Genomic DNA, 14,531 nt, shown 5'->3' with positions numbered 1-14,531 from the left:
ACCGGCAGTGTGGCGATGGCCGATCGCGGGTGCAGGTGAAGGGCGACCGGGTGGATCTCCACCAGTGCGTTCCGCGACTCGAACAGGAGCCGGGTGAACTCCCGGGCGGACCGGTCCGGCATTCGGGAACCGGCCACCATCAGGCTCGGCACCCCTATGGTGCGCACCGCGGGCACGTTCTCGTAGGTCTCGGCCGGCACGGGGAGTTCGGAGTAGAACTCCCCGTACTCGTCCACCAGCTCCGGAACGTGCTCGGACAGGTCCAGCAGACGCACCGGGGTCCGCGTGGCCAGGTCGGAGACGGCCTGGGTCGGCAGGCCTCCGGACCAGAAGAACGCGTCGATGCGCTCGTCCTCCAATGCTCGGACCGAGCCGCCGATGGACAACCGCTGTCGGTCCACGTCCGAGTCGGTGTCCTCGGCCAGACCCGCGGTGTCCAGTAGCCGTTCGGCGATCATCTCGGTGCCCGAACCCCTGGCTCCCACCGAAACGGAGGTCCCGGCCAGGTCCGCGACCTCCTCGTAGGGGGAATCCGCGCGCACCACCACGTGCGTGTAGTTGTCGTACAACCGGGCGATCGCCTTGATGGGCAGCGCGCGATCGAACGGTTCCCGGCCCTCGACGGCCAGCGCGGCCACGTCCGCGAGGGTGAAGGCGGCGTCCAGCGCGCCGGAGGCGACCAGCCGATTGTTCTCCACGCTCGCCGCGGTGGTCAGGGCGGTGATCTGGGTGTTCGGGTCGGGCTCTGTCACCCTCGCCAACCCGGCGCCATAGACGTGGTACACGCCGCCACTACCGCCTGTGCCGATGGCCAGGCGGAGTGGGTCCGAGCGTGGAGGATGCGACCAGGAGAGCAGACAGACGGTCAGGAGACCGGCGATCAGGATTCGGGAGGTCGCCCACAGACGGTGGGTGGGGGGCCGCGCCATGTTCGCACGATAGCAACCGGACCCGAACCTCAGGAAAGGCTCAAATCCCACCCGTGGGGGTGTTGCTCCCCCGGGCGCGGCCACTACCTTTCTGGCGACGGAAAGTGGCCCCGGTCACACCCTTGATCCCCCCTGCCCCAGAACCCCCGAGAGGACCGACCGACCATGCGACGCACACTGCTGTCCCTGGCCGCCATCCCCGCCAGTGTCGTCACGCTCGCCGCCTGTGGCGCGCAACCGGCCGAGCAGGCGACCGAGGACGTCGGGCTCGGCGGAGCCCCGGTCCAGTCCGACCTCAGCATCGTCACCGGTGGTACCAGCGGTGTGTACTACCCGATCGGCGGCGCGCTGCGCACGATCATCGGTGACAACCTGGAGGGCCAGAGTGCCTCCGTCGAGGCCACCGGCGCCTCCGTGGAGAACATCCGCCTCCTCAACAGCGGCGATGGCCACCTGGCCATCGTCCAGGGTGACGCCGCCGACCAGGGCTTCAACGGCACCGGTGACTTCGAGGCCGACCCGGCCCGGACGTACTCCCTCGCGGTCATGTACCCCAACGTGTTCCACGCGGTGACCCTGGCCGACATCGCCGCGGACAAGGGCTTCGAGTGCTTCTCCGACGTGGTGGGCAGCCGCTACTCCGTTGGTGACATCGGTAGTGGCAATGAGGCCACCACCAACCAGGTGTTCGAGACGTTGGAGATCGCCTCGACCGAGGTCGAACTCCAGCAGCTGGGTTACGCCGAGACCGCCAACGCCCTGTCCAACGGCCAGCTCGACGCCGGTTCCTGGGTCGTCGGCGAGGGCCACTCGGGCATCACCGAGCTGGGCACCACCGAGGACATCGACATCATCGAGATGTGCGACGAGGAGCGCGAGGCCATCGTCGCCGGTTACGGCGGCTACACCGAGCACACCATCCCCGGCGGCACCTACCCGGGCATCGACGACGACGTGAACACCATCGCGGTGTGGAACGCCCTGGTCGTGCCCGGTGAGTTCAACGAGGACCAGGCCTACGAGATCACCAAGGCGATGTTCGACAACATCGACGAGGTCATCGGCGTCTACGCCCCGGGCGAGGACTACCTCGTCCCGGAGACCATCGAGAACAGCCCGGTCCCGGTCCACCCGGGCGCCGTCCGCTTCTACGAGGAGGAGGGCGTCGAGATCCCCGAGGACCTGTTGCCCGAGACCGACTCCACCGAAGAGTAGGCATCCGTGCTCCGGTCCGCCAGCGCCGCCGCCCTCCTCGTGGGGGCGGCGGTCGCCGCCGCCGCGCTGCCGTTGTGGCCCGCGCTCCGGCTGAGTGTGGACGAGGACCGGCTCGGCCACCTGCCCCTGGCCGAGGGTGAACTGTTCACCATCTCCTACGTCCACTCGATCGACCACCTGCCGATCGAGGAGTACATCGAGGTCAGGGACGGGAACCTGGTGGTCGACTCCACCCGACTGCGTCAGTTCGGCGCGGGCATGGGCCACCGGCCGGGGGAGGGCACCGGCCGGGCCGACGGCGAGTGGTGGGTCATCGAGGACATGGACCGCGACATCGGCACGGAGGTGGCGATCCGCGTGGGCGCGCCCTCGGTCGACCACCGTGTCGGTACCCCCGACTCCGAGGTGCGGCTCTCCCCGTGCCTGGCCTCCCGACGGGTGGTCGTCGAACCCGTTCGGGCGACCACCCTCCAGTTGCTGTTCGACTCCGACCCCCAGCCGGAGTGCGACACGCCCACCGACCGAAAACCCAACGAAGCACCCCAGTGAACCCGAGGAAGAACATGGCCAAGACCGGAACCTCCGCCGGCGCGTTGCCCGACGTCGACGGTCTCGGCGAGGACGCCCCGCCGTTCTGGCGGAAGGTCGCCGCCGAGCGTTGGGGGGAGGGCAAGGGCGGAATGATCGTGGGCGGAGTCGTCCTCCTCCTCGGTATCGCCCTGACCGCCTTCCAGCTCTACATCGCCCTGCGCGCCGGGCTCGACGCCCGCCAGCAGCGCCTCATCCACCTGATGCTGGTGATGTTGCTGGTCTTCCTCATCATGCCGCCGTTCAAGAAGGGCAGGGCCGAGGGCAACCCGGTCCTGTTCGTGATCGGCGCGGTGGTCGACCTGGTCATGGTCGTGGGCACAGTCGTGGTCAGCCTCTATCCGATCGTCTTCCAGTCCGAACTGGCCCGTCGCGCGGGGGCCTACACCGAACTGGACTGGATCATGGGCGCGCTCGCGATCGTGATCCTGTTGGAGGCCACCCGCCGCTCGGTCGGTCTGGTCATGGTGATCCTCGTGGCGGGCTTCCTGTACTACGCGTGGATCGGCCCGATGATCCCCGGCCGGTTCGGTCACTCGGGGGCCACCTACGAGCGCATCGCCACCCACACCTACCTGGGCAACGACGGCATCTACGGGCTGACGCTCGGGGTCGTGGTCACCTTCGTGTTCGTGTTCATCCTGTTCGGCGCGCTGCTGTCCAAGACCGGCGGCGGCAACTTCTTCGTCGGACTGGCCTACGTCCTGACCGGGCGGATGGTCGGCGGTCCCGCCAAGGGCGCGGTACTGGGCAGCGCCCTGATGGGTTCGGTCTCGGGCAGCGCCATCGCCAACGTGGTCACCACCGGCCCGTTCACGATCCCGTTGATGAAGAGGGTCGGCTACAAGAAGCACGACGCGGCGGGCGTGGAGGCCGCGGCGTCCACCGGTGGCCAGATCCTGCCGCCCATCATGGGCGCGGGCGCGTTCCTCATGGCCGAGCGGTTGGGCATCCCCTACGCCGACATCGTCAAGGTCGCGATCATCCCCGCGATCATGTACTTCGCGCTGATGTTCCTGTTCGTGGACATCCTCGCCCGCAAGCACAACGTCGGGACGATGAAGAAGGAGGACGTCCCCGCCTTCGCGATCGTGATGCGCGCGGGCTGGCACTTCCTGGCCCCGTTGGTCCTGCTCATCGTGCTGCTGCTCAACTACGTGCCGCCCACACAGGCGGGCCTGGCGGCCTGTGGCGCCCTGTTGGTCGTGGCCATGCTGCGCGCGGGCAGCCGCCTGAGCGTCCAGGACTTCCTGGAGGTGTTCGTCATGGCCGCCCGCAGTACCCTGCCGGTGTCGGTGGCGTGCGCCGTCGCGGGGGTCATCGTCGGGGTGGTCGGCCTCACCGGCCTCGGTCTGGTCTTCTCCGACGTGCTGGTCAACGCCTTCGCCGGGAACCTGTTCATGACCCTGGTGATGGTCGCGCTGGCCTCCCTGATCATGGGTATCGGCCTGCCGGTGACCGCCTCCTACGTGGTTCTGGTCATCCTGGCCGGCCCGGCGCTGGAACAGCTGGGCCTGGCGCTCATCGTCGCGCACATGATCGTGTACTGGCTCAGCCAGGACTCCAACGTGACCCCTCCGGTGGCCTTCGCGGCGTTCGCGGCGGCGGGCATCGCCGACTCCAAGCCGATGCGTTCGGGTGTGTCCGCGTGGAAGTTCGCCAAGGGCCTCTACCTGATCCCGCTGCTCATGGCCTACTCGGCGCTCATGGAGGTCGACGGTCCCGTTCTCGACCTGGTGATCGCGATCGTCACGGGGTCGGCCGCACTGGCGGCCGGAGCCATAGCCATCGAGGGTTGGTTCCTGCGCCGCACCATGATCGGCGAACGGATCGCCTTCGGTCTGTCCGCGGCCCTGGTCCTCATCGCCCCCGAGTGGACCGGATGGACGGAGTCGTTGCTGTCGGTCCACGTGGCCTCGCACTGGTTCGTGCTGGCCGGCAGCGCCGCCTGTACCGCGCTCATCGTCCTGCAGGTGATCAACCACCGTCGGGACAAGGCCAAGGGTCTGGTCGCGCCGCTGGGACAACCGCGGCCGGGTACCGACGTCGAGACGGAGGAGACGCAGGAGAAGGCCGACCGGTCCATGACCTAACCTCGCTGACATGGCAGGCATGTGGCGATTCGGACGGAAACCCTCCAAGGTGCTCGGCGGCACCGACCTCGAAGGGGCCCTGGTCTCGGCGTCCCTTGGCACGGACCCGCTGCTGCGCGCCGGCTGCGCCGCGGTCCGCCAAGGAGACGTCGAGGTGGGCGCCTCGCTCCTGCTGGAGACCCGAGACGACCCCGAGGCCCGCTCCCACCAGGCCGAAGCCCTGGGCCGGTCCGCTCTGGACCGGCCCGACGAGGTGGCCGGACTGGTGGAGGAGGGCGCGGACCCCGCCGACACGCTGCTGTGGCTGGGGCACGCCCTGTTGGCCCGTGCCATGTCGTTGCCGTCGGGAGGGACCGCCGAACACAAGGCGGTGGAGGCCGCGCTGCACGAGGCGCGCGTGCCCCTGGCCGAGTCCGCCCGGCTCAACCCCGACGACGCCGCCCCCTGGGCCGCGTTGCAGACCGTGGCCATGGGGCTCGGGGACCGGTCCGAACGCGAACGCTCCTGGACCGAGGCGCACGCTCGCGCGCCCCACCTGGTGCCCGCCCACATGACCCGGGTCCGGGCCCTGGCCCCGAGCCGAGGCGGGTCGGTGGAGGAGATGTTCGCCGCGGCGGGCGCGGCGGCCGACACCGCGCCCGAGGGCAGCCCGCTCCCGGCGGTGTTGGCCCTGGCCCACGCCGAGTACCTGCGTGGGGAACAGCGCCGGTTGATCGAGGAGGGCAAGAGCCCCTACATCGTGTCCATGAGCCTGGGCCGGCTGCACGGTGAGGGGGTCCGCGAGCTCTTCCGGCTCGCTCGGGCGTGGGTGTCGGCCGGGGTTCCGCACGTGCGCGACGTGCAGGCGCACCACCTGTTCGCGTGGGCGTTCCATCGGTCGGGTGAGTCCGATCCGGCGCGCTGGCACCTGGGCGCGGTCGGCCGGTTCTACAACGAGATCCCCTGGTCCTTCTTCGGGCCTGCCCGCGCGGAGATCGCCCGGGCCATGGCCGAACTGGGCGTGGATCCGCGCCAGGCCCCCGAGGCCGACGCCGAAGCGGGATGAAAAGCACTGGTGACCAGGTGCGGCGGTCCGCCACAATGCATGGGTGCTACTGACGATCACGACCACGGCCCGCCCGGCGACAGACCTCGGATACCTGCTCCACAAACATCCCGACAAGGCGCAGAGCTTCGAGCAGTCCTTCGGGACGGCGCACGTCTTCTACCCCGAAGCCACCGAGGAACGCTGCACGGCCGCGCTGTTGCTGGAAGTCGACCCGCGGGCGCTGCTGCGCACGCGCACGTCGGTGAGCACCCCCGACTTCGCCCTGGCCCAGTACGTCAACGACCGCCCCTACGCCTCGTCGTCGCTGTTCACGGTGGCGCTGGGCAGGGTGCTACGGACCGCGATCCGTGGTGTGTGCGAGGGGCGCCCCGAACTGGCCGCCACGCCCATCCCACTGGAGCTTCGCCTGCCCGCGGTGCCGTGTCGATCGGGGCCGGAGCGGGCCCGTGCCCTGTTCGAGCCGCTCGGCTGGACGGTGCGCGCCGAACCGGTGCCACTGGACCCCGGGTTGCCCGGCTGGGGTGACTCCCACTACCTGTCACTCACCCTGACCGGCACCCTGCGGCTGTCCGACGCCCTCAGCCACCTGTACGTGCTGCTGCCCGCGATGGAGGGCGGCAACAGGCACTACTGGGTGGACTCCACCGAGATCGACAAACTGTTGCGCGCCGGCGGCGCCCCCGTGGACGGGGTCGAAGCCGAGGACGGCGCGGGATGGCTCGCCGAGCACCCCGAACGCGAGTGGATCACCCGGCGCTACCTCGCCCGCCGGGATCGGTACGTTCGCACCGCCCTGGCCCGCCTGACCGAACACGAGGAGCCCCAGGAGGACGTCGTCGACCCGGTGGTCGAGGAACGTGAGCCGTCCCTGGCCGATCGGCGGGCGGACGCGATCGAGACGATCCTGGAGTCCGAGCACGTCTCCAGCGTCATCGACCTGGGCTGTGGCGGCGGAAAGCTGCTGGAGCGGCTGGTCCGGCACCGGAACCTGGAGCGGATCACCGGGGTGGACGTCCACCTGGGCGGTCTGGAGATCGCCCACCGCAAGCTCTGCAAGGGGTGCGACCCGGGCGGAGGCCGTGGCCACAGGCCGCTGTTCGCCGACGCGGCCGCGGGCCGATCCGACCGAAGGCCCCGGCCCGAGCTGCTACTCGGCTCCGTGGTCTACCGGGACGAACGCTTCCACGGCCACGACGCCGCCGTCCTCATGGAGGTCGTCGAACACCTCGACCCCTCCAGGCTGCCCGCCATGGAGGACGTCGTCTTCGGTGACACCGCGCCCCGTGTCGTCGTGGTCACCACACCCAACGTCGAGTACAACCGCCACTACGAGGGCCTGACCGACGGATCCTTCCGCCACGCCGACCACCGCTTCGAGTGGACCCGCACCGAGTTCGCGGCGTGGGCCGACCGGGTCGCCGAACAGTACGGCTACACCGTCCGGTACCTGCCGGTCGGCGACGAACACCCCGAGACCGGGGCACCGACACAGATGGGGGTCTTCACCGGATGACCGAGACGAACCTCCGCGTGCCCCGGATGGGGCTCGTCCTGCTGGTCGGGGTCTCCGGGTCGGGAAAATCGACCTTCGCCGCCGAGCACTTCGAGCCCACCCAGGTGATCGGCTCCGACTTCTGCCGCGGCATGGTCAGCGACGACGAGAACGACCAGACCGCCACCGCCGACGCGTTCGCGCTGCTGAACACGATCGTGGACATCCGGCTGCGGCGTGGACTGCTCACTGTCGTGGACGCCACCAACGTCCAGCGCAAGGCCCGCGAGCAGCTCATTCGCATCGCCAAGGACAACAACGTCCTGACCACCGCGATCGTGTTGGACGTACCCGAGTCCGTGGCCGTGGCGCGCAACCGTTCCCGACCGGAACGCGACTTCGGCGACCACGTCGTACGCCGACAGCGCCGGGACCTGCGCGACGGGTTCAAGCGCATGGCACGCGAGGGCGTGCGCAAGGTGTACGTCCTCAAGGGTCAGGAGGAGATCGACGCCGCCCGGATCGAACTGGAACGCCCCTGGCCGGACCGGACCGAACTCACCGGGCCCTTCGACATCCTCGGTGACATCCATGGCTGCCGCTCCGAGCTGGAGTCCCTGCTCGGCGACCTCGGCTACGAGATACGACGCGACGACCAGGGACGGCCCGTGGGCGCGCACCACCCCGAGGGGCGCACGGCCGTGTTCGTCGGCGACCTCGTCGACCGTGGACCGGACAGCCCCGGCGTGCTGCGCCTGGTCATGGGGATGGTCGCCGACGGCGACGCCCTCTGTGTGCCCGGCAACCACGAGAACAAGCTGGTCCGCTACATGCGCAAGGGCGCGGGCAAGCTCACCCACGGTCTGGCCGAGACCGTCGAACAACTGGGGCGCGAGAGCGAGGAGTTCCGCGAGCGGGTCCTGGAGTTCTGCGACGGCCTCGTCAGCCACCTCGTCCTGGACGACGGGAAGCTGGTGATCGCCCACGCCGGGCTCAAGGAGGAGTACCACGGGCGTGCCTCCGGGCGGGTCCGCTCCTTCGCCCTGTACGGCGAGACCACCGGGGAGACCGATGAGTTCGGCCTGCCGGTACGCCTGCCCTGGGCACGCGACTACCGGGGCAGGGCCGCGGTCGTGTACGGGCACGTACCCACCAACAAGGCCGAATGGCTCAACAACACCATCTGCCTGGACACCGGCTGCGTGTTCGGTGGGCGTCTCACCGCGCTGCGCTACCCGGAGCGCGAGATCGTGGACGTGGACGCAGAACAGGTCTGGTACGAACCGGTACGACCGCTGGCGGAGGAGACGTCGAGGGACAACGACCGGAACGCCGGTCAGGCCGTCGACATCACCGACCTCGGCATGGGCGACCTCCACGCCGGCCTGTTCGTCGACACCGACGACGGCGTCGTACGGGCGAACGCGGAGAGCGCCATGGCCGCGCTGGAGGTCATGAGCCGCTTCGCCGTCGACCCGAGGTGGCTGGTGTACCTGCCGCCCACGATGGCGCCCGCGCCCACCGCGGCCGACCCGGGCCTGCTGGAACACCCCGCCGAGGCCTTCGAGTCCTTCCGTTCCTCCGGCATCGGTCAGGTGATCTGCGAGGAGAAACACATGGGCTCGCGGGCCGTGGCGGTGCTGTGCCGGGACGAGGCCGCCGCCGAACGGCGCTTCGTCCCCGGGGAACTCGGCACCGTCTTCACCCGCACCGGCCGGCCCTTCTTCAAGGACGCCGACCTCCAGCGGACGATGGTCGACGAACTGCGTCGCGCGGTCTCCGACGCCGGCCTGTGGGACAAGCTCGGTACCGACTGGGTCGCCCTGGACGGAGAAATGCTGCCCTGGTCGGCCAAGGCCGGCTCGCTCATCCGTGACCAGTACGCGTCGGTGGGCGCCGCGGCGAGGGCCTCGCTGCCGGCCGCCGGCGCCGCGCTGGCCGCCGCGGCCGAACGCGGGGTGGACGTCTCCGGGCTCGCCGCGACCATCGAACGCCGCACCGGGCAGATGGCGGCGTTCAGCGACGTCTACCGCCGCTACACCTGGGAGACCGACGGGGTGAAGGGCCTGCGGTTCGCCCCGTTCATGCTGCTGGCCACCGAGGGGCGCGAGTACACCGAGGCCGACCACCTCTGGCACATGAGCGTGGCCGAACAGCTCGCCGACGCCCACCCGATGATCCACCGCACCCGTTACCGGGTCGTGGACACCACCGACGGCGACGCCCGCGAGGCCGCCGCCGGGTGGTGGCGGGAGATGGTCGACGTCGGTGGTGAGGGCATGGTGGTCAAGCCGCTGCTCGGGGCACGGGCCATGGCCCGCAAGGGACTGGCGCAGCCGGGGCTGAAGGTGCGCGGACCCGAATACCTGAGGATCATCTACGGGGCCGACTACACCGACCCCGAACGGATCGCGGTGCTCAAGGACCGCAGGCTCGGCCGCAAGGCGGGACTGGCCATGCGCGAGCACAAGCTCGGGCTGACGGCCCTGTCCCGGCTGGCGGCGGGCGAACCGCTGTGGCGGGTGCACGAGCCGGTCTTCGCGCTGCTGGCGCTGGAGACCGAACCGGTCGACCCCCGCCTGTGACCGTGTGGGATCGACAGGGCGGGGCACGCGGGAAATCCCCTTGCGTGTCCCGCTTCCGCCGTCCATCATCGTCCTGACCAGCACCGACAACAGAGAGGTCACGGCATGCGGCGTTCCTATGGAGTTCTCGAACCCATCTTCCGGATCGAAACCCTGCTGGGAACCGCATTTGACCACCCTGAACATCGGAATCCTCGCGCACGTCGACGCGGGTAAGACCAGTCTCACCGAGCGTCTGCTCTTCGACGCCGGTGCCATTCACCGGCTCGGCAGCGTCGACTCCGGCGACACCCGGACCGACACCGGCCGGATCGAACGCGAACGCGGCATCACCGTACGCACCGCCGTGGCGCCCTTCCGGATCGGTGCCACCCGGGTCAACCTGATCGACACCCCCGGTCACGCCGACTTCGTCGCCGAGGTCGAGCGCGCCCTGTCGGTACTCGACGGCGCGGTACTCGTGCTGTCCGCCGTCGAGGGGGTACAGCCGCACACCCGCCTGCTCATGCGCGTCCTGCGTCGGATGCGCCTGCCGGTGCTGCTCTTCGTCAACAAGACCGACCGCGGCGGGGCCGACCCCGAGCGTGTCCTCGACCAGGTCCGGCGTCGCCTCACCGACCGCGTCCTGGCCTTGGACACCGTGCGTGAACCGGGGACCCGAGGGGCGCGTACCCTGTCGTGCCACTGGGACGATCCGGGGCTGGCGGAGCGGGCCGCGGAACTGCTCGCGGAGGAGGACGACACCCTCTTGGCGGCGCTGGTCGACGATCGTCCCCCACCGCTGGGCGACGCGCTGCGGGAGAACGTCCGCGACCAGGTTGGACGCGGGCTTCTGTACCCGGTGCTGTCCGGATCGGCGGTCACCGGCGCGGGAATTCCCGAGTTGACGGCGGCCCTCACCGAGCTGTTGCCCGCCACGGTTCGGACCGACGGCTCCGAGGAGCCACACGGGACCGTGTTCGCGATCGAGCGTTCGGCTTCGGGGGAGAAGACCGGATACCTGCGGCTGTTCTCCGGGCGCCTGGCCCCCCGGGACCGGGTTCGGTTCGAACGGGCCGACCCCGCCGACGGCGAACCCCACCAGGGCCGCATCACCTACCTGGAGGTGGCCGGTTCGGAGGGTGAGCGGGGTCGTTCCCTGACCGCGGGCGGTATCGGCCGGATCCGCGGCCTGCCCGGGCTGCGGGTGGGCGACCGGATGGGTCCGCCGACCGTGCCGGTGAGCCTGGCCGACCCCGCGCTGGAGTCCGTCGTCCGCCCGGTGCGTCCGCAAGACTCGATCCGCCTCCACGCGGCGCTCACCGCGCTCTCGGACCAGGATCCGCTGATCCGGCTGCGCACGGTGCCGGGGGAGGGGCTCTCGGTTCTGCTCCACGGAGAGGTCCAGAAGGAGGTCGTCGCCGCCACCCTGGCCGACGACTTCGGGGTCGAGGCGGTCTTCGCGCCCAGCAGCGTGGTGCACACCGAACGCCCGTCCGGCTCCGGTACGGCGATCGAGCCGATCGACCTCGCACGGGAGATCGGGGGCCCGGTCACGGTCGGTCTGCGGGTGGATCCGGGGGAGGAGGGAAGCGGAGTGGTGTTCCGTCGGGAGACGGAGCTGGGCGCCCTGCTCGCCGCCTACGACCACGCGGTCGAGGACAGCGTGCGCGACACCCTCCGGCAGGGGCTGTACGGGTGGCCGGTGACCGATTGCGTGGTCACGCTGGTCCGCAGCGGCTACATCGCACCGCTGACGGAGGCGGCGCACTTCCGGCTGCTCACCCCGATGGTGCTGATGCGCGCGCTCGACGCCGCGGGCACCCGCGTACACGAACCCGTGCGCGAGTTCGAACTGGAGGTCCCGGATGACGCGCTGAGCGCGGCCGTCTCCCACCTGCACGCCTGCGGGGCGCGGGTGCGGGACTCGGTCCGCACCGCCGAGGGGTGGCGGGTGACCGGTGAGATCCCGGTCCGCGGCACCGACACCTTCCGGACCCGGCTTTCGGGGCTCTCCCGAGGCGAGGGCGTGTGGTGGACCCGGCCCGGGGGAGACCGGCCGGTGCGGGGGCGCGCGCCTCGTCGGACCCGCACCGACGGCAACCCGCTGAACCCGGAAGAGTACCTGGTCCACCTGGGCAACGCGGGCCGCACCGGGATCGTCGGGTAGCCGAAGGGGCCAGATCGGCGGGAACGCCCCGGACTTGGAGGATCACACCAGGTTCGGGGCGACGCTTTGTCATGGGATCACCACAATCGGATCGCACTTCGTCTTCTTTTCACGCCCACTCTTTCGAGCGGACACCCCCGAGGGTGATGATGAGCCGGCACAAAATCCCCACACCCCCGACACCACCGGAGATGCAGGCGTGTCCCCAACCCCCTACCGAACCACCGGCGTCGTCCTCGCCGCCATGGCCCTGGGTGCCGGACTGGTCGCCGCGGTGCCCGCCCTGGCCGATGGTGAACAGGCGCCGGCCGAACCGGGCGACCTACGCGTCCACGACGTCCAAGGCACCACCCGGACCTCACCCCTGGTGGACGAGGAGGTCGTCGGCCTGCCCGGTGTGGTCACCGCCATCGCCGGATTCGGCAGCGCACAGGGCTTCTGGTTCCAGGACCCCGAAGGCGACGACGACCCCCGCACCAGCGAAGCGCTGTTCGTTTTCACCGGGTCCACCACCCCCGACGTCGAGGTCGGTGACGAGGTCCTGGTCTCCGGGCGGGTGAGCGAGTACGCCCAACAGGAGGGCGCCCAGACCATCACCCAGCTCGACCAGGCGTCCTGGAACGTCGTTTCCAGCGGCAACGCGCTACCCGAGTCGGTTCTGCTGGAAGAGGACACCGTCCCCGGGGCCTACGCGCCCGCGCCCGGCGGTGACATCTCCGAACTGGAACTGGAACCCGACGCCTACGCCCTCGACTTCTGGGCCGCGCACGAGCACATGCGGGTCCGGGTGGAGGACGCCCCCGTCATCGCGCCCACCGACGGCTACGACGCCCTGTGGGTGACCACGCGACCTGACGAGAACGCCACGGCGAACGGCGGCGCCCACTACGGCTCCTACGACGACCCCAACAGCGGCCGGGTGAAGATCGAGTCGCTGATCGACCACGCGGAACGTCCCTTCCCGGACGCGAACGTCGGCGACACCCTCACCGGGGTCACCGAGGGGCCCGTGTACTACAGCCGGTTCGGTGGTCACCTCATCCGCGCCACCACCCTGGGCGGGCACGCCACGGGTGACCTGGAGCGGCGGTCGGTCCGCGAGACCGAGCGGCACGAGGTCTCCGTGGCCACCTACAACGTCGAGAACCTCGGTGGTACCGACGACCAGACGGACTTCGACGCCCTCGCCGAGGGGTTCGTGGAGTACGTCGGTTCACCCGACATCGTCGGCCTGGAGGAGATCCAGGACGACAGCGGTGAGACGGACGACGGCGTGGTCGACGCCGGCCTCACCCTGGACCGACTCGTCGACGCGATCGCCGCCGCCGGTGGCCCCGCCTACGAGTGGCGCCAGATCAGCCCGGAGGACAAACAGGACGGCGGCGTGCCCGGCGGCAACATCCGCAACGCGTTCCTCTTCAACCCGGACCGGGCCCGGTTCGTGGACGTGGCGGGCGGCGACGCCACCACCGCCGTGGAGGTCGTCGAGGGTGAGGACGGGGCCGAACTTTCGGTGTCCCCGGGCCGCGTCAGCCCCGAGGACGAGGCCTGGGAGGAGAGCCGCAAACCCCTGGTCGGCCACTTCCGGGCCCTCAACCGCGACGTGTACGTGGTCACCAACCACTTCAACTCCAAGGGCGGCGACGAAGCCCTGCACGGGGTCCAGCAGCCGCCGAACCGGTCCAGCGAGGTGCAGCGGGGCGCCCAAGCAGAGCTGGTCCGGGAGTTCGCCGACGAGCTCCTGGCGGTGGATCCCGACGCGAACCTGGTGGTGATGGGCGACCTGAACGACTTCCAGTTCTCCCACACCCTGGACGTCCTCACCGGCGACGGCGCGCTCACCAACCCGATGGTGGACCTGCTGGAGCCGACCGAGGGTTACAACTATGTCTTCGACGGCAATTCACAGGCCCTCGATCACATCCTGGTGAACGAGGCCCTGGCCGGCCGGGTCGACTACGAGGTCGTTCGGATCAACTCCGAGTTCCACGACCAGGTCAGCGACCACGACCCACAGGTGCTGTGGATCGACACCCGGCGCGGCACCCCGCCGCACCGAGGCTGACCCACTCGTTCGCGCCGGGCCTCAGCCGCCCGAGGCCCGGCGCAGGGCGTAGACGTTCGCCCGCACCGTTTCCCCGGCTCCGCTGTCTTCTCCACCACTCAGCCGGACCGGGGCCAGGACCCGCCTGTACTCATCACCCTCGAAGTCGTCGAGGCGCTTCCAGTGACGGCCCAGCTCCTCCGAGCCGAACACGAAGCCGTGGACCTCGGGGCCGGAGTCGTCCAGCACGATGCCCGGATACCCGGCCGCCGCGCCCCAGCCCTGCTGGACCAGCTCTCCCCGGACCGTCGCCGGTTCCCATACGCCGGGGACGTCCGCCAAGACATGCTCGTTGGGCCTACCCGGGGCAAGCGTTCCGTAGACGAAG

Annotated in this window: 9 protein-coding genes and 1 pseudogene; 8 read left to right on the top strand and 2 right to left on the bottom strand. The window is 70.2% G+C overall.

Annotation, left to right across the window (positions count from 1 at the left end):
- Nucleotides 1–929: TAXI family TRAP transporter solute-binding subunit (locus tag ABZ717_RS27290; protein ID WP_358515702.1), on the bottom strand; the 929-nt coding region annotated here is incomplete at its 3' end.
- Between the two features lie 165 nt (nt 930–1,094).
- Between ABZ717_RS27290 and ABZ717_RS27285 the strand changes: the two genes are divergently transcribed.
- From ABZ717_RS27285 to ABZ717_RS27250, 8 genes and pseudogenes are all read left to right on the top strand, one after another.
- Nucleotides 1,095–2,144 (top strand): TAXI family TRAP transporter solute-binding subunit, encoded by a 1,050-nt coding sequence (locus ABZ717_RS27285; protein WP_358515699.1) that lies wholly within the window; start codon nt 1,095–1,097, stop codon nt 2,142–2,144.
- 6 nt (nt 2,145–2,150) lie between these two features.
- The gene (locus ABZ717_RS27280; protein ID WP_358515696.1) at nt 2,151–2,693 is read left to right on the top strand and encodes a DUF1850 domain-containing protein; all 543 of its coding nucleotides are present in this window, start codon (nt 2,151–2,153) and stop codon (nt 2,691–2,693) included.
- Between the two features lie 14 nt (nt 2,694–2,707).
- A complete protein-coding gene (locus ABZ717_RS27275) occupies nt 2,708–4,825 on the top strand; it encodes a TRAP transporter fused permease subunit (protein ID WP_358515693.1) in 2,118 nt (705 codons plus the stop codon).
- 19 nt (nt 4,826–4,844) lie between these two features.
- The gene (locus ABZ717_RS27270; RefSeq protein WP_358515705.1) at nt 4,845–5,870 is read left to right on the top strand and encodes a hypothetical protein; all 1,026 of its coding nucleotides are present in this window, start codon (nt 4,845–4,847) and stop codon (nt 5,868–5,870) included.
- 43 nt (nt 5,871–5,913) lie between these two features.
- Nucleotides 5,914–7,386: a 3' terminal RNA ribose 2'-O-methyltransferase Hen1 gene (locus ABZ717_RS27265; RefSeq protein ID WP_358515690.1), complete on the top strand. Its 1,473-nt coding sequence runs from the start codon at nt 5,914–5,916 to the stop codon at nt 7,384–7,386.
- Entirely contained in the window at nt 7,383–9,950 is a 2,568-nt protein-coding gene (locus ABZ717_RS27260) for a polynucleotide kinase-phosphatase (RefSeq protein ID WP_358515687.1), read from the top strand. Before ABZ717_RS27265 ends, ABZ717_RS27260 begins: the two co-directional genes overlap by 4 nt.
- 169 nt (nt 9,951–10,119) lie before the next feature.
- A complete protein-coding gene (locus tag ABZ717_RS27255) occupies nt 10,120–12,099 on the top strand; it encodes a translation factor GTPase family protein (RefSeq protein ID WP_358515684.1) in 1,980 nt (659 codons plus the stop codon).
- Between the two features lie 289 nt (nt 12,100–12,388).
- A pseudogene (locus tag ABZ717_RS27250) lies at nt 12,389–14,164 on the top strand (endonuclease/exonuclease/phosphatase family protein); the annotation flags it as partial.
- A gap of 21 nt (nt 14,165–14,185) precedes the next feature.
- Here the strand turns inward: ABZ717_RS27250 and ABZ717_RS27245 are convergent.
- Nucleotides 14,186–14,531, bottom strand: a 346-nt coding sequence (locus ABZ717_RS27245; protein ID WP_358515681.1) for a gamma-glutamylcyclotransferase family protein, incomplete at its 5' end; no start/stop codon positions are given.

Source organism: Nocardiopsis sp. NPDC006832, assembly GCF_040635885.1.
Classification (GTDB): domain Bacteria; phylum Actinomycetota; class Actinomycetes; order Streptosporangiales; family Streptosporangiaceae; genus Nocardiopsis.
Note: the sequence above shows the minus strand (reverse complement) of the source record. Positions and strands in the feature narration are given on the sequence as shown.